This window comes from Streptococcus panodentis (genome assembly GCF_017884005.1).
GTDB classification, from domain to species: domain Bacteria; phylum Bacillota; class Bacilli; order Lactobacillales; family Streptococcaceae; genus Streptococcus; species Streptococcus panodentis.
On record NZ_QFAY01000001.1, the window covers coordinates 157,066 to 183,043 of the forward strand.

The following is a 25,978-nucleotide window of genomic DNA, read 5'->3' on the forward strand; positions in this document are numbered from 1 at the left end:
TAGAGGGAGATGTGATGAAGTTATGAACATCCCTCCCTTTTCTGTCAGGCGATTAGAAAAAGTCTTGTTCATGTTGATTAATTTTGAATTGATTAGTCAAGTCATGAAACTTGGCTTTTTTGAATATAAGGAAACAAAAAAATTGCAGCAATCTATAAAAACGCTACCAAAAAGTTACCATGTTGTGATATAATCTAGTCAGGTTAATATATTTTGAGGAGATATTATGAATAAAATAAAAATTATCAGCAATCCTTATGAAAAGGTTGTTTCTTTTGAGCGTTGGAGCAATCAGTCTGATTCCTGGATACCTATTGATGAAGACAGCAATTCCAATAGTAAGTTGATCAGCAATGAATACAAATCAGGCTTTTTTCCTTTTAAAGTTCATGACATTGTCCAACAGATAAGTACAGAATACTCCAATCCAGATGAAAAGCTGATTCTCTATTTTTCAGGCAGCGATGATGAGTTTCAGGAATTGGAGAGTCTGGCAGCAGGTGGAAATTTTTCTAATATTGAAGTTGAGAAGTCTGGCAATTACTTAGAAAATGCTAGGGATATTCTGCCTGAGATTAATCGGATTTTCAAGAAACTAGATCCTTTAATTACCAAAAACATTGAAGACGACAATGGTGAGATTCAGCAGCAACTAAAGCGATTTTCTGACGCTTCAAACGATACAGTCCCTGTCTGCGTGCTGGGAACATATAGTGCTGGTAAATCAACTTTCATCAATTCCTTGATTGGATGTGAATTGCTTCCGAGTGCTGAAACACCAGTCACAGCGAAAGTATATAAAATTTCTTCTATCCCTCACAAAGATAGAGCAAATATCAATTTTACTCTTCATAATGAAGAGGTCAAAATTCAATTCAGAGACGATAAATTAGTGGTATATAATTTATCAGAGGATGAGGAATTAAGGGAGAATATTGAGGAAATTTTAGATTCAGAAAAAACTGAAACAATTATTGAAAAGGTTCGTTTAGTACTGGAAGAAATTAACGATTTCTCAGATGAAGGTGAATTAGGAGATTTGATTGAGATTGAAGTGCCCTTTAGCGCCAGTACTCTTGATACCGTCAATTATAAAATTGCAATATTTGACACACCAGGCTCCAACTCTTCAACGAATCTGCAGCACTCTGATGTTTTGGATAAGGCTATGAAAGGAATGTCTAACGGCCTTCCGATTTTCGTAACGGACAGCAGCTCTATGGACAGCACCGACAATGACAATTTGAAAGAAAAATTAAAGGAAGTTGCCGGACTGGACAGCCGTTTTACAATGATTGCAGTAAACAAGGCAGAAGCGGCCGATTTGAGCTTGAGACGATTTCAAAAAGAATCATTCAAACGAAAAATCATGAATCAGTCTATTCCGCGAGAGCTATATGCACAGGGAATCTTCTATGTTTCTTCCATTCTTGGGCTGGGGTCTAAGCTGGATGGGCAGTTAAAAGGAGAGTTTTATTCTGAGCAGTTTGATACTTACAGGGAAAAATACTCAAACTCAAACAATCCTTACTATAAAAGGTTATTTGAGTTTAATATCATTCCCAAGCAAATGATTCCTTCAATGATTAAAAGTGCAGAATGCCACTCCAATCTAATCTATGCTAACAGTGGGTTATCAACTATTGAAGACACTATTAAAATTTTTGTAAATAAGTATTCGCATTATGATAAATGCCAGCAAGCTAGGGATACTCTGGATAAATTAATCATCAAAACCAATCAGGAGATTGAGGAGAAAAACAAAGACTTAAGCAATCATAGGAAAGATTTACAAGATAAGCTTGAATCTCAAAAAATATCTATTCTGGAAATAATCGACTCTTGTATTGATAAGGAAGAAGAAGACCTTATTGTTCGCTATCCAAATGAAATGTCTAATTTTTTACAACATCTGACTCAGCATCTAAAAAAGGAAGAGGCAGAATCTTTGTACAAGGCTTTCTATGACCGGCTATCTGCTGAAATTGCCGAAGATGAGCCTCGTCTTGCCGACGGCTTTGGACGCGAGGATGAAAATACAGATGTTCTAACAAAAATTCTGGGGCATGTAGAGAGCTCACTAAATGACTATAAAGCAGGCGAAGCTAGACGGAGAAAATTGGAGCAGGATGCCTCAGCCGAATTGCTGAATGGGATGAAAGAGCGCTTTAGCAGTGAATTGATTGCTGCTAAAGAAAGTTTCAATCAGATCTCAAAACAATTTTTTATTAATGCTACATCCGAAATTCGGCAAACCTTGGAGGAAATCATTACTGGTGATTTGAATCTTCAGCCAGAGAAGAGAAAGGAGATTTCGGATATCATCATTTCCTATGAAATCATTGATTTCGCTCAGCTTGATTTAGGGAAATTTAACCGGGATGAATTGAGTTACATCTTCCGAATCGGCGACTATCGTTTAAAGTCAAACAAAATCAATATTGCCGGACTGACTAGTACCTATAATAGGGAATTTAAGGCTAAGTTAGTTGAGTTTAGCGAAACAATTAAGTCTGAACACCAATCGAAGTTTAAAAATTGGGTTCAGGATTTGGTAAGTCTTGTTAAAAATAACATTGTTGAATTCAGCCCTGAGCTGAAAGAAAAAGATCAAAAGATTCAAAAAGTTATGAAAGAGATATACAGTCTTGAGGAGCAGCAGGCACAAATTGAAGCTTATGTAAATGAAATCAAACGGATGACAACTTGGAAATAAAGTTTTGTTTTATTTGAGGGAGTAGTTATGGGAATCAAAAAATTGATAAACAGAGCTGGAGCAAAGGCAGCTGACAAAATAGCTAAGCTGTCAGCTTTAAGCCCAGAACAGTTAAAAGCGGTTGAGGAGCAAAAGGAGAAATATCTTGCAGATCAGCCAGATATCAGCGATGAAGAATTAACAAGCAGGTTGCTGGCTTCTTGCGGCGTTGAGATTTTCAATTCTTATTTAGAGCAGATAAAGGAGCTGTATATTCCTCTGGAAAATGCTGCTGAATTTGATGATGTATTTAATCCATCTTATAATATCCGTTATTTCAATATTACTAAATGGGTGACAGACAAGAAGGAAAACAGTCTTGAAAAGTTAGTGAATGTTTACGAAGTTCTTTCTAATGAACACTGCAATATTGGCTTGGTATTTCATCGGACTGAAAATGACACCCAAGTTTACTTAGCTGTCATAAACACTCAAAACGCAACTGACAATGTGAATATTGAGAATTATAGAAAAAGATTGCTGGAAGCTATCAAAGGAAACTTCCCAGGGTCCACAGTGAGAGACGAAATCGGAAGAGGTCGTATCCCGGCTTTAAACAATCACAAACCTTACTCTGTCGCCACTGTATCCAATCTTCCGGCTGCAAAATCTGAAAAATTCATCAGTCAAACGATTGAAAAACTGATTGACGGAATCGTGCCGGAAAATCCGAGTCAAGATTACACTTTAATCCTTTTAGCTAGTCCAATTCAGGATATTGAAAACCGTAAATTGCGGCTGTCTGAGCTTTATTCAGCCTTAGCTCCATTTGAAAGATGGCAGACGAATTATACTTTTACGTCTTCAGATTCGACGACTTCTATGGCTACTTTTGGGGTCAATGTCGGAGCCAGCGCAGGCATCCAGCATGGCCATAATCAGGCGGTCAACCAGTCTTCGGGAACAACAGAGTCCAGCGGAGATTCGACGACGGATTCGACAGGGCAGACCGATGGAACCAATAGCAGTCATACTAGCGGAGAGAGTAAAGGTTCGTCTGATACTGTCGGAGGCGGAGCGAATTACAGTGAAAACGCTGGGGTTACTCTTGGAGCTCCTAATGTTGCAAGCGTAAATGTTGGTGCTAGTGTAGGTGCTCATGCGGAATATAGTCATAGTTGGAACAGAGGTACTTCGGTTTCTGATACGATTGGTAAGAGCACTGCAAAAACGGTTGGGAAAGCCCTGACTAAAACTGCCAGCAAGGCTATTTCTGAGACACTGGGAAAAACTGTGGGCGCCTCTCGGGCAGTGAATTTTGGTTCCAATATCGGTGCTAACTTTGCCCGCGCCTCAAATGTCACAGCAACGGTTGGCAAAAATGAGGGAATCACCCAGAATTTTATGAACCATACGATTCACCATGCTCTATCTGTACTGGATGAGCAGATGAAGCGGTTCGAAAAAGGAACGGCTCTGGGCATGTGGGAATTTGCTGCCTATGTAGTTAGCGAAGATCAGAATATTGCCAATAATGTTGCCCACACCTATCTGGCTTTGACTCAGGGGGAAGAATCCTATATGAGCAGGTCATCTGTTAATCTTTGGCGGGGCGATATGGGAGAAAGCAGCAGCAATGCCCGAGAAATTGTCAGTTATTTGCGCGATTTGCGCCATCCTCTGTTTGGGCTGAATCCAAATATTTTGCTTAATGATTCAAGCTACTGTGTTTATCCTGCTTTGGTTACTCCGACTGTTCCTTTATCTGGACAAGAGTTGGCTTATTCCTTGAATTTTCCGCAAAAGTCCATTCCTGGACTTCCAATTCTGGAGTGTACTGAGTTTGGCAGAAATATTGTTTCCTATGATTTGAATGAGACACAGGATGAAAAGCTGCACTTAGGTCATATTTTCCATATGAATCATGAGGAAAATATCTCAGTGGATCTGTCACAAAATTCCCTGACTTCACATGCCTTTATCACTGGTAGTACCGGCTCTGGTAAAAGCAATACCATTTATCAGCTGCTAAATGAGGCTCGTGAGAATGAGGTGAAATTCCTTGTGGTGGAGCCAGCTAAAGGAGAGTATAAGCATGTCTTTGGTAACGATGAGGATGTTTCCGTCTATGGGACCAATCCTAGCCTAACACCGCTGTTGCAGTTAAATCCCTTTAGTTTTTCAAAAGAAATCCATTTGTTGGAACATCTTGACCGGCTGATTGAGATTTTCAATGTCTGCTGGCCTATGTACGCCGCTATGCCAGCCGTTCTTAAGAAAGCTGTCGAAAAATCTTATGAAGATTGCGGCTGGGACTTAATTGCATCAACAAATCCTTACGGCAATCTCTATCCAAACTTTCAGGATGTAGCTGATAATATAAAAGAAATTATTGATTCCAGTGAATACGATAATGAAAACAAGGGAGCTTACAAAGGAGCCCTTCTGACACGGATAGAATCGTTGACAAATGGGATTAACGGATTGATTTTTTCTCAGAAGGAATTGTCTAATCAGGAGCTGTTTGATTCAAATGTTATTATCGACCTGAGCCGTGTAGGATCAACAGAGACTAAATCGCTGATTATGGGGATTTTGGTCTTGAAATTGCAGGAATATCGGATGACTCAGGCAGAAATGAATACAGAACTTCGCCATTTAACAGTTTTGGAAGAGGCCCATAATTTATTAAAGAGGACTTCAACTGAGCAGTCGTCAGAATCCGGCAATCTTCTAGGAAAAAGCGTTGAAATGCTGGCCAATTCCATCGCAGAAATGAGAACCTACGGCGAAGGATTTATCATTGCTGACCAAGCTCCGGGACTTCTGGATTTATCTGTTATCCGTAACACCAACACCAAAATCATCATGCGCCTACCCGACCTGTCAGATCGGGAACTGGTCGGACGAGCGGCCAATCTAAATGATGACCAAATTTTGGAACTGGCCAAATTGCCAAAGGGTGTAGCAGCGGTCTACCAGAACGAGTGGATTCAGCCAGTTCTGTGTAAGGTGGAGAAAGTTGATTCGTTAGGAATATTTTCTAGAAACCAAACAAAATATTTTCAAAATGAGTCATTGAATACTAACGAAATAACTAGAGTGCTAGTTGACTGGATATTAAATAAATGGATTTTGAGGATTGAAAGTACTGAATGCTTTGCTGTCATAAAAAAACAGCTTTTACACTCTAATTTGAAATCCAGATTGAAATATTTATTTTTGCATTATAATTCTTCCTTAGATAATAATGATACTATTTTAGGAGAATTATTGTATGAATTACTTGCGGCTAAACAAGCAATTGAGAATTCAAAAGATTTGGATGATGTTTTCAAGTGGTCGGAATCGGTTGTAAATAACCTTGAACCTTCCATTAAAGGCTATAATTCTGAACAAATTAATTTAATTTTGTTACTTATAATTAACGAACAGTCACGACGTGATAAAGAGTATGAAAATATTTTTAAAAAATTTGTGGAAAGTTACAAGGTTGAAGGAGGTGTATTCTGAACTATGAATACTAATTTTACTGACTCATTGAATGTAAAGGAAAAAGAAACTGATAATTTCAAGAAAATTACACCAGAAACGGGGATTACCTTAGAAGAAGCAAGAGACTTCACAAAGAATCTATTATCAAAAGCTTCAGAGAATAGAATCAAGGACATTGATTCAAACACTGATAGTGAAAAAGTAGTAAAAAATATACCTTCAGCAAATGGTGAATGGGAAGGTGAACCAGGTAATTCAAAATGGATACCAGATGATGAATCTATTAATCCAAATCTTCAAACAAATCCTGAACAAAAAAATTGGGGAGATATAAAACAAGAGTACAACTTTGATGGGATAGTTTTTAGAAATTGTGAACCTGATTTTTCTAAAGTGAGTAAAGGAACTGTAGAAATTGATTCATTTAGTGAAAACAGAGCCAAAAACTTTGCACAAGCAGACATACAGTTAGCTAAGCAGCGGAATTGTTCCCCAGAAGAGATTAGACAGTTCAGAAAGGAAAATAAACTGACTTGGCATGAAAGAAGCGATATGAAAACTATGGATTTAGTTCCTAGTATAATTCATGGTGGTATACCGCATAGCGGAGGAATTGCTAGAATAAAAGCTTTGGGTAAAGAAGGAGGGGAAAACAATGAATAATAGTATTTTTGGAGAAATGGCTTTCAATTTAGGTTTTGATACAAAGTTGGAAATTAGTATATTCTCAAGAAGCCAAAACGTGCTTGTTACGGCAGAGGCGTTCAGAGAATCAGACGGAGTAACTGACTCGCAAGAAAAAACTTTTGTAGAGTTTAAGAAGAAGAAAAACGAATATCTTGTGAAGCTTGAAAATTTATTGCTTGCAAAATACGGTGTAGAGGCTAAAGAAAGATTTTCTGTCACACAGATTTTAATCAGCAGAGATGGTAAATTGGCAGTTTTATTTGATGATAGTGAAGATGAAGATGAAGGGATTGCTGTTCAGTTGATTCCAACATATTTCATTGAAATACAGTCCAATTACTTATGATTGGGCCTATTAAAGAGTTTAGCAGGTTTGAAACAACTTATAGTGATTTATCAAAGTTATCACAGGAGACTGAATATGCTCATAACCTATCCAGCTTTGTTTTATTATGATGATTCTGAGGGTGAAGATGTGGCGCCTTACTTTGTCTGGTTTCCGGATATTGGCGGGGTGGGGACCCAAGGCAGGGATATTTCTGATGCCATCTTTATGGCTTCGGATTACCTGGGCTTGATGGTGGCGGATTTGATTGAAAAGAATCAGGAGCTTCCTGTGCCGTCCAATCTCAAGAGCCTGTCTTTGACTGAGAACAATCCTTTTAAGGATGATGCTGAAATCACGTTGGATTTTGATCCGGACAAGTCTTTTATTTCATTTGTCAATGTGGATGTGGCAGCATATCTGGGCCAGCAGGAGCCTGTCAAGAAGACCCTGACCATTCCCCGCTGGGCGGATAAGCTGGGCCGGGAAATGGGACTGAATTTTTCCCAGACCCTGACCGACGCCATTGCGGATAAGAAATTACATGCCTAGCTCCCATGGTGCTAGGCTGTTTCTTTCGTTTGGAATGTCCCCGAACCCCTCTCAATGTGATATAATAGGGTAACTTTAGCAGCGGGCCGGGGCATGGTCCGCAGAAAGCGAGGAATGATGTCTTTAACCAGTCAGATTATTACAGCAGATTTTCCGGATTTGGATAAGGTGGAGCAGCTGAATGAGGAGGCTTTTCCTGAGGAAGAACGGGTGCCTTTGGCGGAGCTGCTCCGCTACGGCAACGGTGATACTTCTAATTTTTTCGCCTTTTATGATGGGGGCGAATTTGTCGGTTTTGCTTTTGCCGTGCATAATGCCAGCATGTTTTATATCAGCTTCTTTGCAGTGGCCTCTCATTTGCGCAGTCATGGCTACGGCGGTCAGATTATTGATAAGTTGATTGATTTTTACCAAAAGACCATGGTGCTGGAAGTGGAAAGGGTGGATGAGCCCTGCGACAATCTGGATCAGCGCTTGGCGCGCATGGACTTTTACCGGCAGAATGGTTTTCGTTCGGCGGATGCTTTCTTGGAATATGAGGGTCTGAGCTTTGAGATTCTCTATCGCGGACCTGCCTTTGATGAGGCAGCTTATCGGGATATTTTTCGTCTGATACAGAAAGAGGGCGCTTTTGATTTTGAGATCAAACGGCGCGATGGTTAGAATCCCTGTCTGCAGCCATGAATCATTTCACCATTTTAAGGTTAAGATTAGGCACATACATACAGTAGGTTTACTTTGCTTTTTTGTAACATATCTGTTATAATATTTTATAAAGGCGTGCGGTTGCGCGCTCTTTTCTGTCTAATGAAGCTGGGACAACAGTACCCAACTTTCTATATTTTTGCCGTTAGTTTGCAAGACGCAGTGGTTGAGAGAGATTCTGACTTTAGTCGACTAGAATCTCTCCTGCACAGTTCATTCGGCGCTTTGGTTCTATCAACCCCTGCTGAGCGGAGGTTGGAGTGAAAAAGCCTGGGGTTAGGCTGTTTCAGGTCAGCAACTAGAAAGGAAGACTTGCTGAAAAAATCGAAGACTCCGTCTTACCGATTTTTTATACGGTACCTTCCAAAAGGTACATCCCTCTGTGGGTGAGGACGCAGCCATCATGGGAGTCTGTCTCACTCTCACTACTAAAAGCAAACTAAAAGACTATAAATAACGATAGTGTGATTTTCAAAAAGTGTGAAAAAGTAAAGGAGAGACGATGCTATACATTTGGTCTTATTTGAAAAAGTATCCCAAGTGGCTGATACTGGACTTTTTAGGAGCAATTTTCTTTGTTGTGGTCAATCTGGGTCTGCCCACGGTACTGGCCCGGATGATTGATGAAGGGATTAATCAAGGCGATACCGGAAGGCTTTATTACTGGACCTTCATCATGCTGCTGGTCATTGTGGCCGGCGTTCTTGGCCGTATCGTTCTTTCATATGCGGCAGGCAAGCTCACGACCAGCATGGTGAGGGATATGCGCAATGATCTCTATGATAAGCTGCAGGAGTATTCTCATCATGAGTATGAGCAGATTGGTGTGTCCTCTCTGGTGACACGGATTACCAGTGATGCCTTTGTTCTCATGCAGTTTGCTGAGCAGAGCCTGAAGATGGGAGTGGTGACCCCTCTTATGATGCTGTCTTCCATTCTCATGATTTTCCTGACCAGTCCGTCGCTGGCTTGGATTGTCGCAGCATCGGTTCCTTTTTTGGCTATTGTCGTCTGCTATGTAGCGGTTAAGACACGGCCGCTGTCTGAAAAGCAGCAGAAGACGCTGGACAAGATCAACCAGTATGCCAGAGAAAATCTGACAGGACTGCGGGTTATCCGGGCTTTCGCGCGGGAGGAGTTTCAGGAAGAACGCTTCGCCTCGCAAAATGAAGTCTATGCTGCTAATTCCAACAAGCTCTTTAAGCTGACGGGCCTAACTGAGCCGCTTTTTGTGCAGATTATTATTGCTATGATTGTGGCTATCGTCTGGTATGCACTGGAACCGCTGGGCAGCGGCCAGCTGAAAATCGGGGATTTGGTGGCCTTTATCGAGTACAGCTTCCATGCTCTTCTGTCTTTTCTCTTTCTGTCCAATCTCTTTACCATGTATCCGCGGACGGCGGTTTCCAGTGAGCGGCTGCAGGAAGTCATGGACATGCCAATCTCCATCAATTCTAATGAAGACGGCATAACCGAAACGGACAGCCGGGGCTATCTGGAGTTTGACAACGTGACCTTCGCCTATCCGGGAGAAACTGAAAGCCCAGTCCTGCATAACATTTCCTTTCAAGCTAAGCCGGGCGAAACCATCGCCTTTATCGGTTCTACCGGTTCGGGCAAATCTTCGCTGGTTCAGCTGATTCCGCGTTTCTATGATGTGACGCTGGGCAGAATTTTAGTGGATGGTGTAGACGTGCGGGCTTACAACTTAAAGGCTCTGCGCCAAAAGATTGGTTTCATTCCTCAGAAAGCACTGCTGTTTACTGGAACCATCGCTCAAAATCTCCGCTACGGCAAGGAAGACGCCAGTCATGAGGAGCTGAGTCAGGCGGCCGATGTGGCTCAGGCCAGAGACTTTATCGAAAGCAAGGAGGAGCGTTTTGAGGCCTATCTGGCTGAGGGTGGCAGCAATCTGTCAGGCGGTCAGAAGCAGCGGCTTTCCATTGCCCGGGCGGTGGTCAAGGAGCCGGATATTTATATCTTTGACGATTCTTTCTCAGCTCTGGACTACAAGACGGATGCGACCCTGCGCCGCCGGCTCAAGGAAGTGACGGGCCATGCCACCGTGCTGATTGTGGCTCAGAGGGTAGGAACTATTATGGATGCAGATCAGATCATCGTTCTGGACAAGGGGGAAATCGTGGGCCGCGGCCGGCACGAGGAGTTAATGGTGACCAATGACATTTATCGGGAAATCGCCCATTCGCAGCTCAACAATCAATCGCTGACAGAAGAAGGATAGGAGGTCTTATGAAAAAACAACACAGTTTTGTCCGTTTATGGGGCTATTTAAAAGTCTATCAGGCGTCGCTTTTTCTGGCTGTCTTTCTCAAGATCGTCAGCGTTGTGATGAATGTGCTGGAGCCCTTTGTCCTGGGCTTGGCTATTACCGAGCTGACCAAGAATCTGCTGGATATGGCCAATGGTGTCGCTGGCGCGCAGCTGAACACCAGCTATGTAGCCTGGATTATGCTGCTCTATTTTGTCCGAGCCTTGTTTTATGAGATTGGAGCCTATTATTCCAATTATTTCATGACCAATGCTGTGCAGAAGATGGTTCGGGATCTGCGCAATGAACTCAGCTGCAAGATTAACCAGATTCCGGTTTCTTACTTTGACCGGCATCAGTTCGGAGATATGCTGGGCCGTTTTACCAGCGATGTGGAGACGGTATCCAATGCCCTGCAGCAGTCTTTTTTGCAGATTGTCAATGCTGTTTTGACCATTGTCCTCGTCATGGGCATGGTGCTGTATCTCAATTTTCAGCTGGCACTGATTGTCATCGTCAGCATTCCTCTGACCTACTGGGGCGCCAACTGCATCCTGAAAAAATCCCAGCCCTATTTTAAGCAGCAGGCGGATGCTCTGGGTGCTATGAATGGCTTTGTTCAGGAAAATCTGACCGGCTTTAATGTGCTCAAGCTTTATGGGCGTGAGGAAAGTTCTGCTGCAGATTTCCGCCGCATCACCCAAAATCTGCAGGAAGTCGGCTTCAAGGCCAGCTTCATTTCCGGTCTCATGATGCCGGTCCTGCACGCTGTTTCGGATCTGACCTATCTGATTGTGGCCCTTGTCGGCGGTCTGCAGGTCATCTCCGGCCAGCTGACCATTGGAAATATGCAGGCCTTTGTCCAGTATGTCTGGCAGGTCAATCAGCCCATTCAAAATCTGACCCAGCTGGCAGGCCAGCTGCAAAGTGCCAAGTCTTCCCTAGACCGGGTTTTCCAAGTGCTGGATGAGCCGGATGAAGCGAATGATGTGACCGAGCGGCTGCATCAGGACCTGACCGGCCAGGTCAGCTTTAAGGATGTGGATTTCCACTATACAACAGACAAGCCGCTGATCCGGGATTTCAATCTGGAGGTGCAGCCTGGTGAGATGGTTGCCATCGTCGGTCCGACTGGTGCCGGCAAGACCACCCTCATCAATCTGCTCATGCGCTTCTATGATGTCACTGCGGGCTCTATCAGTGTAGATGGTCATGACATTCGCCGGCTTTCCCGTCAGGAATACCGTCAGCAGTTCGGCATGGTCCTGCAGGATGCCTGGCTCTATGAGGGGACCATTAAGGAAAATCTGCGTTTTGGCAATCTGGCGGCCAGTGATGAAGAAATTGTCGAAGCTGCCAAAGCAGCCAATGTCGATCACTTTATCCGCACCCTGCCTGGCGGCTACAATATGGAAATGAACCAGGAATCCAGCAATATCTCACTGGGTCAGAAGCAGCTGCTGACGATTGCACGGGCTCTCTTGGCCAATCCTAAAATTCTAATCCTAGATGAAGCGACTTCATCTGTTGATACGCGGCTGGAACTCTTGATTCAGAAAGCGATGAAGACTCTGATGCAGGGGCGGACTAGCTTTGTCATTGCCCACCGCCTGTCCACCATTCAGGAAGCGGATAAGATCCTGGTGCTCAAGGACGGCCGGATCATCGAGCAGGGCAATCACGAATCCCTGCTGGCTGACAAGGGCTTCTACCATGACCTCTATATGAGCCAGTTTTCGGACAAGAAGGAAGCCTAGATAGACAAAAAAGAGGCTGGGACGAAAGTCCTTCAGCCTCTCTATTATGAAAAATCGCGAAGATTCTGAGTTGGATCAGGATGGGGAATGCGATGGCGCTCGCGCATCAGGCGGCGGTAGCGCATGCTGGTCCGCTGCATCAGGAAGCTCATAGCGACCAAGGCCAAGCCTAGCAGCATGATGCTTTGGCTCAGTAAATAAAAACTCAGTGTTCCTAGGAGCAGGATAGCTGCATACTGGATTAGGACGGTTTTATCAAGGCGGTAAAGTTCGTGATTGTAGTAAGAGGTGGAAAGGGTCCCGGCAAAGAAAGCCAGGATGGAAAAGATGAAGAAAGCAAGGCCTAAATCATGGTGATGCTCATTGGCCAGAAATTCAATTCCCACTGTGAAAAACATCAAGCTGATGATAATCACGATATGGGCATAGTAGAGAACAACCGGTGAAGCTTTTTGATGATGATTGATATTGATAAAGGTCTGCACGATATAAAAAGCAAAGAGAAAGCCGATTCCCAGAAAAAGAGCCACACCCTCAAAGGGACGCTGGGCCAGAGGGTAGGTACGGATGGCTGCAATGACAGATTCTCCAAAGGTAATGATGGTCAAGAGCTGATTGCGCTCCAAGGCATGTGGAAAGTTAAAGGAATTGCAAATCAAGTAGTTTCTGAGAAAAAGAGGCTGAAAGAGAGGGAGAAAGTAAAGGGGCAGCAGGTAGAGGGAGAAGGGCAGAATCCCTGTCGCAATAGGCAGGAGAAGAAGAGAATAGAAACTGAGCAGTCCGATGCGCAATTTGATATCCTTGCTAAATCCAAGCTTGCGGCCTTTGAAGTAATACTGCAGGGCAATGGTCAGGTAAGAAAGAATCAAAAAAGTGTTAAAAGCGATAACTGGAGACGAATCCTGCTGGAAAATCTTGACATCAAAGGTGAAGCTTAAAGCAAGGTTTCCGACCCACAGCATGAGCAGAATCACCGTATAGATGTCTGCGGCTCGGGAATCTCCATATCGGTTATAATAATAGGCTTCGTTGTTCCAGATGCTGAGCATGACCGTGTTCGTGGCGATGAAAGACAGGACCTGCTCCCAGCCGACATGGTCGACATGAATGGCTGCAGTCAGCTGGCTGATAGCAAGAACAAAGGCCAGATCAAAAAAGAGTTCATAGTTGGATACGCGTTTTGCAATAATTTTTGACATCATTGGCTCCTTCAAAGATAGATTTCAAAGCTTTATCTGCCGGCAAGCAGTCTCAGTGTCCAGATGAGCAAGAAGCCGGCTAGGATAAGGACATGCCATTTCCAGTAAATATGCATGAGTCCGGCTGTTTCCCGAATCCAGGCGCTGGGCAGGTAATAAAAGGCTGTTTTAGAACCGAGGCTGCGGCCTCTGAGGCCGACCTTGCGCATGTAAACTCCAGCACGCAGGGCATGGAAAGAGTTGGTAATGACCAGACAGGAGTAAGGTTTCTTGGTTCGGTCATCCAGGATTTTTTTGGAAAAGATTAGATTTTCAAAAGTGGTAGTGGATTTGTTTTCAAGTATCAGATCTTGCTCTGGAAAGCCGGCAGCTGTCAGGTATCTGGCCATCGCTTCAGCTTCAGAAAGCAGTTCATCTGATCCCTTGCCGCCAGACAGGAGCAGCTTGGGCCGCTGCCCGAATTGCTCATACACTGCTCTGCCTTTGTCCAAACGCTGGGCCAAAAGCGGAGGCACCTCATCGCCGATCAAGCCCGAGCCTAGAACGATGATATAGTCAGGCTCCTGCTGAATCGGAAAGAGATTGCAGAAAAAGCCGTAGAGAATATAGGAAAGATAGAGGCCCGTCCCATAAAGCAGCAGGATATTGGCCAGCATCAGCAGGTTATTGAGGATGGGCGCACGAGGCAGAAAGAAGCTGGCAAGATAAAAGAGGATGGTCAGGCCATAGAGCAGCGAGAGGAGGTTGGCCAAGCGCCGCCCTTCGCGGGTAATCATCTGACGGCCGTTGAATATCAGGTAGACAGAGGATAGGATGACACAGACCGGAATCAGCAGAGCAATAAGTGCGATGGCGGTCAGGGTAGAAGCCTCTCCCAGATGGCGGAGGCCGACGATAAGAAAGCCTGAGCTTATCAGCAAAAAGGCCAGCAGGCTGAAGCTGAGCAGGTAGGCGTTAAAGAGCCGGCGGGGTTCCAAGTAGAAGAGCAGCAAAAACAGCAGGGCTGGCAACAGCCAGAATAAATGCAGAAACATAGCTATCCTTTCGCACAGCATTGGGCTGAGTTTGATTTTGAAAACAATCTTCTCTCAGTATACCACAAAGCGCTTTTTCGAGAAAGAGCCAGGGAAGATACGGACAAGTTCGATTTAAAACAAATTACGGTATTTGGAGGATAAATCAGTAAAAATAGAGTTGTTTTCTGTGGATAAGCAGCAGATGGCACTTTATTTTTATGCATTTCGTTTGATTTAATTCGCAAAACTCTGCTTTTCCTCCACCAAGTTTCAAAGGAGATAAAAGTCTTGCAGCAGCAGCTATTTCCGTATATAATGGTAAAGCACCGTCGTCTGCAGACGATTTTTATATGACAGTCATTGAAAATCGAAAGATGAAATCATTAGCGAGGAGATTAGTATGGTCAAAAAAGGCGCCTTAACCGGCCTTTTACTGTTTGGAATATTTTTTGGTGCGGGAAATTTGATTTTTCCGCCGGCATTGGGAGTTTTATCCGGTCAGCATTTTTGGCCGGCTATTGCGGGATTTGTTCTGTCAGGGGTTGGCCTTGCGGTCCTGACCTTGATTATCGGAACACTCAATCCTAAGGGATACCGGCAGGAGATTTCACAGAAGATTGCTCCCTGGTTTGCCATAGTCTATCTGCTGGCCTTATACCTGTCTATCGGGCCTTTCTTTGCTATTCCGCGTACAGCAACTACAGCTTATGAGGTAGGGATTGCCCCAATACTGCCCGCAGGTCTGACTGCTGTCGGTCTCTTAGCTTTTACTGTGCTGTATTTTGCAGCGGCTTACTTCATTTCGCTCAATCCCTCAAAGATTTTGGACCGAATCGGCAGGATTCTGACACCCATCTTTGCGCTTTTAATCATTCTGTTGGTTCTATTGGGAGCTTTGAAGTATGGTTCTGCAGCGCCGCAGCAGGCATCAGAGGCCTATGCTGCCTCAGCCTTCGGACAGGGCTTTCTGGAAGGCTACAATACACTGGATGCCCTGGCTTCGGTTGCCTTCAGTGTCATTGCTGTAGCTACCCTCAAGCAGCTGGGATTTGCCAACAAAAAGGAATATGTCTCTACCATTTGGGTGGTTGGCCTCATGGTTGCTCTGGGCTTCAGTGCTATGTATATCGGTCTTGGTTTTTTGGGCAATCATTTCCCAGTGCCGGCAGAAGTTATGGCAAAGGGCAATCCGGGCGTTTATGTGCTTTCGCAGGCAACACAGGCAATTTTCGGACCGACAGCGCAGATTTTTCTGGCGGTCATGGTGACAGTGACCTGTTTTACGACGACGGCCGGCCTCATTGTTTCCACTGCAGAATTTTTCAATAAGACCTTTCCCAATATTTCCTACAGAGCCTATGCGACAGTTTTCACCCTGATTGGCTTTGCTGTGGCCAATCTTGGCCTCAGTGCTATTATCCAATACTCTCTTCCGGTCCTGCAGATCCTTTACCCGATGACCATTGCCATCGTAGTCATTGTCATGGTTAATAAATTTCTGCCTTTGTCTAAACTGGGGATGCAGCTGACCCTTGCAGCAGTGGCCTTGATTGCTTTTGCCAGTATTTTAGGCAGGCAGTTTCATCTGAAAATGGTGATGGATGCAGTTGATGCTCTGCCTTTCGCTCAGGCCTCCCTGCCTTGGCTCCTGCCGGCTGTCTTAGGGATTGTCCTTTCACTTTTCCTGCCGGGCAAGCAGAAGAGCGACAGTTTTGAAATGGAAGATCTCTAGTCCGCTTCCAATCTCTTTACAGGAAAATTCTCGGTCAGACTCTTTATCTGCTGCCTCTCTGCCTTGCGTTCGAATTTTTGGGATTCGGGCTGAAATGTTTTTGGGGGGTAGATTAGAAAGAGTATGAAAGATTTTACAATAAAAGGGGATTATTTCATAGCAGAATGGTGAAAAATCATCAAAAATTTTTTATAATAGGTTTATAAATAGATAGAAGGAATTTTCAACCTGATTTAAAAAGGGGGTATCATGGAATCTGGTTTGTTCTTCATTTCAGTCTTTTTAGCTGGAATCTTGTCCTTTTTCTCTCCCTGTATCTTTCCGCTTCTCCCTGTCTATATAGGTGTTTTGCTGGATACAGATGAGCCAAAAACCGTTAAGATTGCTGGCAGGGATTTTGCTTGGTATGGTTTGGTCAAGACGCTCTGCTTTATTGTCGGTATCTCGGCAGTATTCTTTGTTCTAGGATTTGGCGCTGGCTTTTTAGGCAGCATGATATATGATGTCACGTTTCGCTACGCTATGGGAGCGGTCATTATTTTACTGGGAATCCATCAGATGGAGCTCATCAATATTAAGCAGCTGCAGGTACAAAAAAACATCGCCTTTAAAAAAAGCGGCAAGCGCAATGACTTTCTTTCTGCCTTTCTGTTGGGGCTGACCTTCAGCTTTGGCTGGACACCCTGTATTGGGCCGGTCTTAAGTTCTGTGCTGGCACTGGCGGCTTCAGGCGGAAATGGAGCCGTTCAGGGAGCGCTGCTGACGATGGTCTATACATTAGGCATGGCTCTGCCATTTCTGCTTTTAGCTTTGGCTTCCAGCTTGGTCATGCGCTATTTTGCCAAGATCAAACCCTACATGGGCTTACTGAAAAAAATAGGCGGAGCGATGATTATTTTAATGGGAATCTTACTCATACTGGGACAGTTTAATGCCCTGTCAGGAATTTTTGGATAAAAAGGAGGCTAACATGAAAAAAACAATAGGACTTTTAACTGTTTTGCTGGCAGCTGTCAGTCTGGCTGCCTGTTCCGAACAGGCGGGCAACGGCGATAGCAGCGGCAGCAGCCAAAATAGTCAAAACAGCCAATCCAGCAGCAGTCCTGCACAAAGCACTTTCAGCCCGATTGCTGTCGGAGAGGAGGCGCCGGACTTTACCCTTCAGTCAATGGACGGAAAAACAGTCAAATTATCTGACTACAGGGGCAAGAAGGTCTATCTGAAATTCTGGGCTTCATGGTGTCCGCCCTGCCGCAAAAGTATGCCGGAACTGGAAGAATTGGCTGCCAGAACGGACCGGGATTTTGAAATCTTGAGTATTGTTGCACCTGAGTTTCAAGGAGAAAAATCAACGGAAGAATTCCCTAAATGGTTTGCGGAGCAGGGTTATAAATATGTGCCTGTCTTATTTGATACGCAGGCAGCTGCCTTTCAAGCCTATCAAATCCGAAGTATACCGACCGAAGTGCTGATTGACAGTCAGGGAAAGATTGGGAAAATCCAGCTGGGCGTCATCAGCAACGCAGATGCAGAAGCCGCCTTTCAAGAAATGAAATAATAGGCACAGAAAATCAAAGATGACGAGGCTGGGACAAACCTGTTTCAGTCTCGCTTTATTTTGATAAAAAAACTTATACTCAATGAAAAGCATCAGCAGACTAGTCAGGAGTAGACAGAATGTGTCAAGACTGTACATCTTTCCAACTCCCAAAAGTTCCTTTGACGAAAAATCCGTTTTCTTCATCTGTCGCCTCAACAGTCTCCCAGACTGTTTTGTCACAAACTGCGTTTGTTTTATCCCCTACCTCTCACAAGCTGGGAGTGAACTGAATCAAAAAAGAATGGACTCCTTGCGAATCCATTCTTTTTTGATTTAAGCGCTGGCTCCAGATGTGGCATCGGCAGCAGCACCGCCGTGTCCTCCGTCTCCTCCTCCGGCATCGGAAGCACCAGAAGTAGCGTCAGCAGAGCCGTGCCCGCCGCCGGCAGGAGCAAAAGGACCGCTGCCTCCGACTAAGCGCTGACCGGTTGTCTCTAGGTACCAGTCCAGCCAAGGCTGGAAGTTGAAGACGATTTCATTGATACCGGCATAAGAGCCGTCAGGATAGTACATAGCCTGATAATTATGGGTATTGATGACACCTTCAGGCGAGCCCGGCACAATCGTCCGGACGTATTCCTGATTACCATTGCGCAGTGTTCCGATGACCCACTCCACATTTTTCATCCGTGCAGGCGGCAGGGAATTGTGGACTGTGGACATGCGGCTGCCTGACTGAGGCGGAACGCGTTTGGCAAACATGGTGTCTGGATCCTGATGGGCATTATTGTAATAAAGGAATTGGTTATTATCATCCGCATAGGTCAGCTCAAAAGGCATGGCCTTGAGGAACATATCGATCTGATTGACCGTCAGAATACCATGGTCCAGCTTGACATAGGTATCTCCGGAGACAGCCCCTGTAATAGCAGCGACTTTTTCGACCCATTCAGGGTCATCTGGATCGACTTGGCTGACAGTTGTAGCGATAGCCCCTTTGCAGTCCAGATCTTCTGGTTCGATTGGTTTTGGTTTTTTCAATTTGGAAACAACCTCTACATATTTTATAAAGTTATCTAAGCAGGTTTCGAGGAAATTCACGGTTCCTTCGTTTGTGATGTTGCCTTGGTCGTCAAAGGCTTCCTTGGCCTTTCCAAGCAGAAATTCATTGCCCGGCAGGGTGTAGGCATTGACACCCGGCGCATCCAGGATTTTCCGCAGGTGAACTTGGGCCCGAGAGGTCCCTTGATCATAGTAGGAAGCACCGACAATCATGACCGGCTTGTTTTCAAAAGGATGCACCTCATAGGAAAGCCACTCAAGAACGCTCTTGAGAGAGGCCGTAATCGTGTGGTTGTGCTCCGGCGTGGCAATAATGACGCCGTCAGCACGGGTAATCTTATTGTAGAGCAGGCGCAGCTGGAAAGATTCGTCCCATTTTTCATCTTGGTTGAACATGGGAACTTCATCAATTTCCAGAACTTCCAGCTCAAATTTAATCTTAAAATGCCGTCTGATGAACTCCAGCAGCTTGCGGTTGTATGATTGATCGTAGTTGGATCCGACAAGTCCTACAAATTTCATGTTATTTCTCCTTTAACTAATTCTTACAGATTTTCCCAGTCGAAGTTCTCAGCTTCTTTATGAAGCAGAGCTTGGGCACTTCTCAGTTTTTGGGTGATTTTCACAAAGAGGCGGAAATCATCAAAAATAGCGTCCAGCTTTTCGATGGAATCAAGGTCAATCAGGCTGCCTTCCTTGTCAAATGCCTGCAGAGAGTGAGAAAGCAGGAATTCGGAACCAGGCATCACATTGGCCTTCAGCTCAGGTGAATTAAGGATTTGACGGAGCTGAAGCTGGGCACGGGAAGAACCGAGGGTACCGTAAGAAGCACCGGTAATCATCACTGGCTTATTGAGCAGCGGATAGATACCGTAGGAAAGCCAGGCGAGCGCGCTCATCAGAACGGCCGGAATAGAGTGGTCGTATTCGGGAGTGCCGATGATGACACCGTCAGCGGCATCGATTTTTTCGGCAATTTCAGACACCAATTCCGGCACATGCTTGTCAGCCGGCTTGTTGAAGACAGGTATATCCTTGATTTCGACCAATTCAATCTCGGCCTTGTCCGCAAAATGCTTTTGCATATACTGAAGAAGTTGACGGTTTGTAGAACGTTGGGAATTTGTTCCAACAATCGCTATAAGTTTTAACATGAAATGTCCTTTCTGAATGAAGATATAAAGATAAGCTGCAAGTTGTTTTAAAAAATGAGAACAGGGCAAAATCCTGAGTATCAGGAAGCGACTGTCAGGTGCGGCAGCACTCCTGAACTGCAAAAGATGCGGTCATCCTGAGTGATGATCAGCGCTTCGATGCCTTCCTGCGCCTCGATCTGAGCCAGAATCGAAGCAGGAGCTTCACCAAAGAGCCGGGTCGTCCAGATCTCACCGTCTACTGACTTGTCGGATAAGATGGTAATGCTGGCCAGCGGGCTGTCAACGGGATAGCCTGTCTCTCTGTCCAGGATATGATGATAGCTTTTTCCCTCAGTCTGCAGAGTCCGCTCATAAATCCCTGATGTGACCACAGACTGATCAGTAACTGTCAGAATAGCCGAGTGCTTTCCTCGCGGCAATTTGGGGTTTTGAATCCCAATCCGCCAAGGACGCTGAGTGACTTCGTTTTCCCCAAGTGTCAGGACATTACCGCCCAGATTGATTAGAGCAGAAGTAACTCCCTGTGCCTGCAGGTAATCCTTAATCCTGTCAGCGATATAACCTTTAGCCAAGGCACCTAAATCAATTTTCATGCCTTTTTCGGCCAGAAAAACGCTGTGACTTTCTGGGTCTAAATCAATCAAGTCAGGGTCAGTCAAAGCCAGGGCCTGGCTGATTTCATAGGAGCTGGGCAGACGGGCATCGGAAAAGCCGATACGCCAAGTCTGGACAAGCGGTCCGATGGTGATGTTCAAATGGCTTTTTGCTGCAAGACTGTGCTTTTTTCCAATCTCAATCAGCTCAAAGAGCTCGGGATGAACCGGAACCCTTTCGATGCCGGCCATGTGATTGATCATCATCAGCTCAGAATCGTCATCATTGGCACTGAAACGATGCTTATAGAGGTGAAGCAGCCGGACTGTTTCATCTAACAGAGTCTCCGCCTGCTCGTGCAGAAGGGAAACAGAGATGGCGCTTCCCATCAGCTGAACTGAGCGAGAAGCAAAGTCCACACTATCACGACCTTTCTATTTTTTATACTCTTTGAAAATCGCTTCAACCCTATCAGCTTCAACAGTCTATCGGACTAAACGGCTTATCCTGACGGATAGGGTATCCGCTGCTTCAATAACCTGCAACAAAGGAAACTGAAGGACTTTTGTCTCAGCCTCTTTCTGATTTGCCGATAATTTTCATTGAATATTACTTATCTTTACTTATTATAACAAAAAGACAACGTTTTCACAATCTTAATTTTATTAAATTTTCAGAAAACTTCCATCAGTAGCACAAGACGCCTGCCAATAAGCATTATTGAGCGGCAGAAGCGGCTTTATCCTTTGAGATGCATCGTGAGCAAATAACTTGTAAACGCTCACAGCGTCTGTTATAATGTTCTAGTAAAATTTTAAAATTAAGGTAGGACTATTTATGAGTAAAATCGTTGTAGTTGGTGCAAACCACGCAGGTACAGCGTGTATTAATACGATGTTGGACAACTATGGTACAGAAAATGAAGTGGTTATTTTTGACCAAAATTCAAATATTTCATTTTTGGCATGCGGCATGGCTCTCTGGATTGGTCAGCAGATCAGCAAGCCAGACGGACTTTTCTATGCAGATAAGGAAACTTTCGAGTCCAAGGGCGCTAAGGTTTATATGAATGCACCGGTTGAGTCCATTGACTATGATGCTAAGACTGTCACAGCTTTGGTAGATGGCAAGGAGCATGTAGAGTCTTATGACAAGCTCATCTTGGCGACCGGTTCACAGCCGATTCTGCCTCCCATCGAAGGAGCTGAGCTGGATCCAAACAGCCGTGAGTTTAAATCAACGCTGGAAAATCTCCAGTTCGTGAAATTATACCAAAATGCTGCCGATGTGATTGAAAAACTGCAGGATAAGAGCAAAAATATCAATCGTGTAGCAGTAGTAGGCGCGGGCTATATCGGTGTTGAGCTGGCTGAAGCCTTCAAGCGTCTGGGCAAGGAAGTCATCCTGATCGACGTTGTTGATACCTGTCTGGCTGGCTACTATGACCCTGAGCTGTCTGATATGATGCGCCAAAATCTGGAAGACAATGGTGTTGAGTTGGCTTTTGGTCAGACTGTCAAAGCTATTGAAGGCGACAGCAAGGTGGAGCGTATCGTGACAGATAAAGCCAGCTATGATGTAGATATGGTCGTTCTGGCAGTCGGTTTCCGTCCCAATACAGCCCTCGGTGCCGGCAAGCTGGAAACTTTCCGCAACGGTGCTTTCTTGGTCGACAAAAAGCAGGAAACAAGCGTCAAAGATGTCTATGCTATCGGTGACTGTGCAACTGTCTATGACAACTCCATCAATGACACCAACTATATCGCGCTGGCTTCCAATGCGCTGCGCTCTGGTATCGTGGCGGCTCACAATGCCTGCGGCCATGAGCTGGAGTCCAACGGTGTGCAAGGCTCTAACGGTATTGAAATCTTTGGCCTGAAGATGGTCTCAACCGGTCTGACCGAAGAAAAAGCCAAACGCTTTGGCTACAGTCCAGCGGTCGTTGAGTTTAAAGACACTCAAAAACCAACCTTCCTTGAAAAAGTTGAGCATCATGATGTAACAATTAAGATTGTCTACGATAAGGACACGCGCGTTGTTCTTGGGGCTCAGATGGTATCAAGAGAAGACATGTCCATGGGCATTCACATGTTCTCCTTAGCGATTCAGGAGAAAGTGACTATTGATAAATTGGCCCTTCTGGATCTCTTCTTCCTGCCGCACTTTAACAAACCATACAACTACATCACACAAGCCGCTTTAAAAGCTAAATAAAAATGAAGTCTGGAACGAAAGTTCTGGACTTTTTTTGCTGGCTGGCAGAGCGGAGAATGAATCATCTGGTCTGAAAAGAGATGGTATCGTCCTTTAGTTTATCTTTTATTACTTTGTTAGCTCGCTTTGCCGTACGCCAGTATTGTCTGCGGCTCGCTGCCTCGTACTAAAAGCAAACTAAAAGACTATAACACTCCTCTTCAAATCAGGTCAGCTCCGATAGCAGCAGTATTGAAACGATTATTTGCAATACTGCTAAATCAATGCTGGAGTCAGAAAAAGTTCTGCAGAATTTCCCGTGACAGGATGGGCAGCTCACTGCCTCATTTGCTAGTTGATTTTCATTGGAGTATAAAATTTAGCAGGCAGCTGTTTATGAGGGCATTTTTGTGCTAGAATGGTAGTAAAGTCAAGACGAGGAGATTCAGAATGGCAAGAGGTTCTATTCCCCAGGCGGAGGAGATCAAGAAAGAATTTCATTTTACTTCCCACTCTATCCTGTCGCAGGTTTTGCGCGGGATTTTAGTTGGGGTTTTTGCGGGCTTGGTCGTGGGTATTTTCCGCTTTTTGATCGAAAAAGCCTTTCATCTAATACAGGGAGTTTATCAGAAAAGTCAGCAGTCCTTGCTGTGGCTGCTGGCCCTATTGGTGCTGTATGGCATCATCGTTTGGCTCCATGCCAGCTGGACGAGGTCGGAGAAAAACATCAAGGGTTCAGGGATTCCTCAGGTCGAAGCGGAGCTGAAGGGGCTGATGTCGCTTTCTTGGCGGAGCATTCTCTGGAAGAAGTTTGTCTTGGGAATCTTAGCCATTTCCAGCGGGCTCATGCTGGGACGGGAAGGGCCAAGTATTCAGCTGGGAGCCATGAGCGGAAAAGGAATCTCTAACTATCTGCGGCTGAGTCCTGTGGAGGAGCGGGCGCTCATCGCTAGCGGAGCGGCAGCAGGTTTGGCTGCGGCCTTTAATGCTCCCATCGCGGGACTGTTATTTGTCGTGGAGGAAGTTTATCATCATTTCTCCCGTTTTTTCTGGGTCTCTACTCTGGCAGCCAGTCTAGTGGCTAACTTTGTCTCGCTTTCTATGTTTGGGCTGACGCCGGTGCTGGATATGCCGGATAATATTCCGACCATGGGGCTGGGACAGTATTGGATTTACCTAGTCATGGGCCTATTACTAGGGCTGGCTGGCTATCTGTATGAGAAGGTCATTTTAAATATCCAGCTGCTGTATCAATTTTTAGGCCGTCTGTTTGGGATTTCAGAGACCTATTATCCAGTGTTTGCCTTTGTCCTGATTCTTCCCATCGGCTTTTTCCTGCCACACTTGCTGGGCGGGGGCAATCAGCTGATTCTGTCACTGACTGCCAGTCACTATACGCTAGGGACCTTGCTCTTGTTTTTTGCTCTGCGCTTTGTCTGGAGCATGCTGAGCTACGGAAGCGGACTGCCGGGCGGGATTTTCCTGCCGATTTTAGCCTTGGGTTCCCTCTTGGGCGGGGCAATGGGAGCGGTCTGCCTGCAGCTGGGCTTGATTTCTCAGGAGCAGTTTCCTATTTTCGTCATCTTGGGAATGAGCGGCTATTTTGGCGCTATCTCTAAAGCTCCGCTGACCGCCATGATTCTGGTGACAGAGATGGTCGGTGACATCCGCAACCTCATGCCGCTGGGACTGGTCACGCTGACGGCCTATATCGTCATGGATCTGCTCAAGGGAGCGCCGGTCTATGAGGCTATGCTGGAAAAAATGCTGCCAGACAGCGTCGAGGATACAGGGGACACTACCTTGATTGAGATTCCTGTTTCAGAAAAGATTGCCGGCCGGCAGGTGCATGAGCTGGACCTGCCTGATGGAGTCTTGATCACCATGAATGTCCACAAGGGGAAGACTCAGACCGTCAACGGCAGCACGCGCCTCTATCTGGGAGATACCATCTATCTGGTGCTGAAAAAGGCGGAGATTGGCAGAGTGAAAGAAGAGTTGCTGTAGCCTAGTATGATAAAGTTGTTATACTATTAAAATTATCTGACAATTCCTTGAAATATGAGAGAAAAACTGGTATAATTTACTGGAAATAACCTCTTTTCGAGGCAATCAAAGGAGTCATCATGAAAAAACTGGGCATTATCCTGTTTTCAACGGCCGTTTTACTGACTGGCTGTGCTGCCAACAACTCTTCAAACAGTACAGACGCGAGCAGTCAAGCTTCTTCCAGCAAGGTTGCTGTCAATCAGAAAGATTTAGACAAGGCGACTGCTGACTACAAGACCTTTGTGCAGGGGCAAATTGATCAGCTGCTGACAGATACGGAAAAATTCCGCGATACACTCAAGGAAGGCAAGCTGGATGAGGCCAAGAAAGTGTATCCGCTCATTCGTATGACTTATGAGCGTTCTGAGCCGATTGCTGAAAGCTTCGGTGAATCCGATGTGAAGATTGACTACCGTCTGGTCGACTATGTGGATGAAAATAAGACGGAAGAAGGCTGGTCAGGCTTCCACCGCATTGAGAAAATCATGTGGGAGCAAAATACCACCCAAGGCACAGAAAAATATGCTGATCAGCTGGTCGATGACATCAAGGAGCTGAAAGCCAAGATTGCGACGGTCGAAGTGACACCGGATATCATGCTGACGGGGGCCGTGGACCTGCTCAATGAAGTGGCGACCAGCAAGATTACCGGAGAAGAAGAAGTCTTCTCCCACACGGACCTCTATGACTTCCGGGCCAATATCGAAGGGGCCGAAAAAATCTTTGAGCTCTTTAAGCCCCTGATAAAAGACAAGGACGAAAAACTAGTCAAAACCTTGGAAGAAGAGTTCAAAAATGTCAACAGTCTTCTGGACAAGCATATGACAGATTCTGAGCATTATAAGCTCTACACAGACTTAAGCAAGGAAGATACCAAGGAGCTGGCAGAAGCCGTGACCAAGCTTGGTGAACCTCTTTCACAAATGGGTGTGATCCTAGACGGGAAGTAAT

General features: G+C 45.0%; 19 protein-coding genes. 14 read left to right on the forward strand and 5 right to left on the reverse strand.

Translation table 11 applies throughout. The features are described 5' to 3' along the window. Positions 1-226 precede the first annotated feature (226 nt). The 8 genes from DHL47_RS00685 to DHL47_RS00720 all read left to right on the forward strand — a co-directional run bounded on the left by DHL47_RS00685 (position 227) and on the right by DHL47_RS00720 (position 12,485). Complete coding sequence (locus DHL47_RS00685) at positions 227-2,716, forward strand: dynamin family protein (protein WP_209550537.1); 2,490 nt, start codon at positions 227-229, stop codon at positions 2,714-2,716. Between the two features lie 27 nt (positions 2,717-2,743). Then, a complete protein-coding gene (locus DHL47_RS00690) occupies positions 2,744-6,208 on the forward strand; it encodes an ATP-binding protein (protein ID WP_209550538.1) in 3,465 nt (1,154 codons plus the stop codon). 3 nt (positions 6,209-6,211) lie between these two features. Then, positions 6,212-6,853 carry an HNH endonuclease gene (locus tag DHL47_RS00695; protein WP_209550539.1) on the forward strand — a complete coding sequence of 214 codons (642 nt, stop codon included), beginning with the start codon at positions 6,212-6,214 and terminating at the stop codon, positions 6,851-6,853. Then, on the forward strand, positions 6,846-7,223 hold the full coding sequence (locus DHL47_RS00700; RefSeq protein WP_209550540.1) for a hypothetical protein: 378 nt from the start codon (positions 6,846-6,848) through the stop codon (positions 7,221-7,223). The genes DHL47_RS00695 and DHL47_RS00700 overlap by 8 nt, the downstream gene beginning before the upstream one ends. A 75-nt stretch (positions 7,224-7,298) precedes the next feature. Next, on the forward strand, positions 7,299-7,754 hold the full coding sequence (locus tag DHL47_RS00705; RefSeq protein ID WP_209550541.1) for a type II toxin-antitoxin system HicB family antitoxin: 456 nt from the start codon (positions 7,299-7,301) through the stop codon (positions 7,752-7,754). A gap of 117 nt (positions 7,755-7,871) precedes the next feature. Further along, the gene (locus DHL47_RS00710) at positions 7,872-8,417 is read left to right on the forward strand and encodes a GNAT family N-acetyltransferase (RefSeq protein ID WP_209550599.1); all 546 of its coding nucleotides are present in this window, start codon (positions 7,872-7,874) and stop codon (positions 8,415-8,417) included. Positions 8,418-8,961: 544 nt separating this feature from the next. After that, positions 8,962-10,701, forward strand: coding sequence for an ABC transporter ATP-binding protein (locus tag DHL47_RS00715; protein WP_209550542.1), 1,740 nt, complete (start codon positions 8,962-8,964; stop codon positions 10,699-10,701). Between the two features lie 8 nt (positions 10,702-10,709). Next, on the forward strand, positions 10,710-12,485 hold the full coding sequence (locus DHL47_RS00720) for an ABC transporter ATP-binding protein (RefSeq protein ID WP_209550543.1): 1,776 nt from the start codon (positions 10,710-10,712) through the stop codon (positions 12,483-12,485). A gap of 44 nt (positions 12,486-12,529) precedes the next feature. Here the strand turns inward: DHL47_RS00720 and DHL47_RS00725 are convergent, their stop codons facing one another. After that, on the reverse strand, positions 12,530-13,684 hold the full coding sequence (locus tag DHL47_RS00725; protein ID WP_209550544.1) for a low temperature requirement protein A: 1,155 nt from the start codon (positions 13,682-13,684) through the stop codon (positions 12,530-12,532). Between the two features lie 32 nt (positions 13,685-13,716). Then, positions 13,717-14,718, reverse strand: a complete 1,002-nt coding sequence (locus DHL47_RS00730; RefSeq protein WP_209550545.1) for a YdcF family protein — start codon at positions 14,716-14,718, stop codon at positions 13,717-13,719. 382 nt (positions 14,719-15,100) lie between these two features. On the opposite strand from DHL47_RS00730, the gene brnQ reads away from it, so the two are divergent. The 3 genes from brnQ to DHL47_RS00745 all read left to right on the forward strand — a co-directional run bounded on the left by brnQ (position 15,101) and on the right by DHL47_RS00745 (position 17,990). Next, complete coding sequence (gene brnQ, locus DHL47_RS00735) at positions 15,101-16,432, forward strand: branched-chain amino acid transport system II carrier protein (protein WP_209550546.1); 1,332 nt, start codon at positions 15,101-15,103, stop codon at positions 16,430-16,432. A 249-nt stretch (positions 16,433-16,681) separates the two neighbouring features. Next, positions 16,682-17,389 (forward strand): thiol-disulfide oxidoreductase-associated membrane protein CcdA2, encoded by a 708-nt coding sequence (gene ccdA2, locus DHL47_RS00740; protein WP_209550547.1) that lies wholly within the window; start codon positions 16,682-16,684, stop codon positions 17,387-17,389. Between the two features lie 13 nt (positions 17,390-17,402). Beyond that, positions 17,403-17,990, forward strand: coding sequence for a TlpA family protein disulfide reductase (locus DHL47_RS00745; RefSeq protein ID WP_209550548.1), 588 nt, complete (start codon positions 17,403-17,405; stop codon positions 17,988-17,990). 315 nt (positions 17,991-18,305) lie between these two features. Here the strand turns inward: DHL47_RS00745 and DHL47_RS00750 are convergent, their stop codons facing one another. The 3 genes from DHL47_RS00750 to DHL47_RS00760 all read right to left on the reverse strand — a co-directional run bounded on the left by DHL47_RS00750 (position 18,306) and on the right by DHL47_RS00760 (position 21,204). Then, on the reverse strand, positions 18,306-19,556 hold the full coding sequence (locus DHL47_RS00750) for an NAD(P)H-dependent oxidoreductase (protein ID WP_209550549.1): 1,251 nt from the start codon (positions 19,554-19,556) through the stop codon (positions 18,306-18,308). A gap of 23 nt (positions 19,557-19,579) precedes the next feature. Continuing rightward, a complete protein-coding gene (locus DHL47_RS00755) occupies positions 19,580-20,188 on the reverse strand; it encodes an NADPH-dependent FMN reductase (protein WP_128837128.1) in 609 nt (202 codons plus the stop codon). An 80-nt stretch (positions 20,189-20,268) separates the two neighbouring features. After that, the gene (locus DHL47_RS00760; RefSeq protein ID WP_209550550.1) at positions 20,269-21,204 is read right to left on the reverse strand and encodes an FAD:protein FMN transferase; all 936 of its coding nucleotides are present in this window, start codon (positions 21,202-21,204) and stop codon (positions 20,269-20,271) included. A 418-nt stretch (positions 21,205-21,622) separates the two neighbouring features. Here DHL47_RS00760 and nox point away from each other — a divergent pair, with 418 nt between their 5' ends. From nox to efeO, 3 genes are all read left to right on the forward strand, one after another. Beyond that, complete coding sequence (nox, locus tag DHL47_RS00765; protein ID WP_209550551.1) at positions 21,623-22,999, forward strand: H2O-forming NADH oxidase; 1,377 nt, start codon at positions 21,623-21,625, stop codon at positions 22,997-22,999. Positions 23,000-23,428: 429 nt separating this feature from the next. Next, a complete protein-coding gene (locus DHL47_RS00770; protein ID WP_209550552.1) occupies positions 23,429-24,985 on the forward strand; it encodes a ClC family H(+)/Cl(-) exchange transporter in 1,557 nt (518 codons plus the stop codon). 119 nt (positions 24,986-25,104) lie between these two features. After that, positions 25,105-25,977 (forward strand): iron uptake system protein EfeO, encoded by an 873-nt coding sequence (efeO, locus tag DHL47_RS00775; protein ID WP_209550553.1) that lies wholly within the window; start codon positions 25,105-25,107, stop codon positions 25,975-25,977. Position 25,978 lies beyond the last annotated feature (1 nt).

Excerpts from the sequence above, each read along its gene's own strand:
- DHL47_RS00705 (WP_209550541.1), top strand. The coding sequence starts at position 7,299 with ATGCTCATAACCTATCCAGCTTTGTTTTATTATGATGATTCTGAGGGT.
- DHL47_RS00690 (WP_209550538.1), top strand. The coding sequence starts at position 2,744 with ATGGGAATCAAAAAATTGATAAACAGAGCTGGAGCAAAGGCAGCTGAC.
- nox (WP_209550551.1), top strand. The coding sequence starts at position 21,623 with ATGAGTAAAATCGTTGTAGTTGGTGCAAACCACGCAGGTACAGCGTGT.
- DHL47_RS00715 (WP_209550542.1), top strand. The coding sequence starts at position 8,962 with ATGCTATACATTTGGTCTTATTTGAAAAAGTATCCCAAGTGGCTGATA.
- DHL47_RS00770 (WP_209550552.1), top strand. The coding sequence starts at position 23,429 with ATGGCAAGAGGTTCTATTCCCCAGGCGGAGGAGATCAAGAAAGAATTT.
- DHL47_RS00720 (WP_209550543.1), top strand. The coding sequence starts at position 10,710 with ATGAAAAAACAACACAGTTTTGTCCGTTTATGGGGCTATTTAAAAGTC.
- DHL47_RS00730 (WP_209550545.1), bottom strand. The coding sequence starts at position 14,718 with ATGTTTCTGCATTTATTCTGGCTGTTGCCAGCCCTGCTGTTTTTGCTG.
- DHL47_RS00710 (WP_209550599.1), top strand. The coding sequence starts at position 7,872 with ATGTCTTTAACCAGTCAGATTATTACAGCAGATTTTCCGGATTTGGAT.
- DHL47_RS00725 (WP_209550544.1), bottom strand. The coding sequence starts at position 13,684 with ATGTCAAAAATTATTGCAAAACGCGTATCCAACTATGAACTCTTTTTT.
- efeO (WP_209550553.1), top strand. The coding sequence starts at position 25,105 with ATGAAAAAACTGGGCATTATCCTGTTTTCAACGGCCGTTTTACTGACT.
- ccdA2 (WP_209550547.1), top strand. The coding sequence starts at position 16,682 with ATGGAATCTGGTTTGTTCTTCATTTCAGTCTTTTTAGCTGGAATCTTG.
- DHL47_RS00685 (WP_209550537.1), top strand. The coding sequence starts at position 227 with ATGAATAAAATAAAAATTATCAGCAATCCTTATGAAAAGGTTGTTTCT.
- DHL47_RS00755 (WP_128837128.1), bottom strand. The coding sequence starts at position 20,188 with ATGTTAAAACTTATAGCGATTGTTGGAACAAATTCCCAACGTTCTACA.
- DHL47_RS00695 (WP_209550539.1), top strand. The coding sequence starts at position 6,212 with ATGAATACTAATTTTACTGACTCATTGAATGTAAAGGAAAAAGAAACT.
- brnQ (WP_209550546.1), top strand. The coding sequence starts at position 15,101 with ATGGTCAAAAAAGGCGCCTTAACCGGCCTTTTACTGTTTGGAATATTT.
- DHL47_RS00700 (WP_209550540.1), top strand. The coding sequence starts at position 6,846 with ATGAATAATAGTATTTTTGGAGAAATGGCTTTCAATTTAGGTTTTGAT.
- DHL47_RS00750 (WP_209550549.1), bottom strand. The coding sequence starts at position 19,556 with ATGAAATTTGTAGGACTTGTCGGATCCAACTACGATCAATCATACAAC.
- DHL47_RS00745 (WP_209550548.1), top strand. The coding sequence starts at position 17,403 with ATGAAAAAAACAATAGGACTTTTAACTGTTTTGCTGGCAGCTGTCAGT.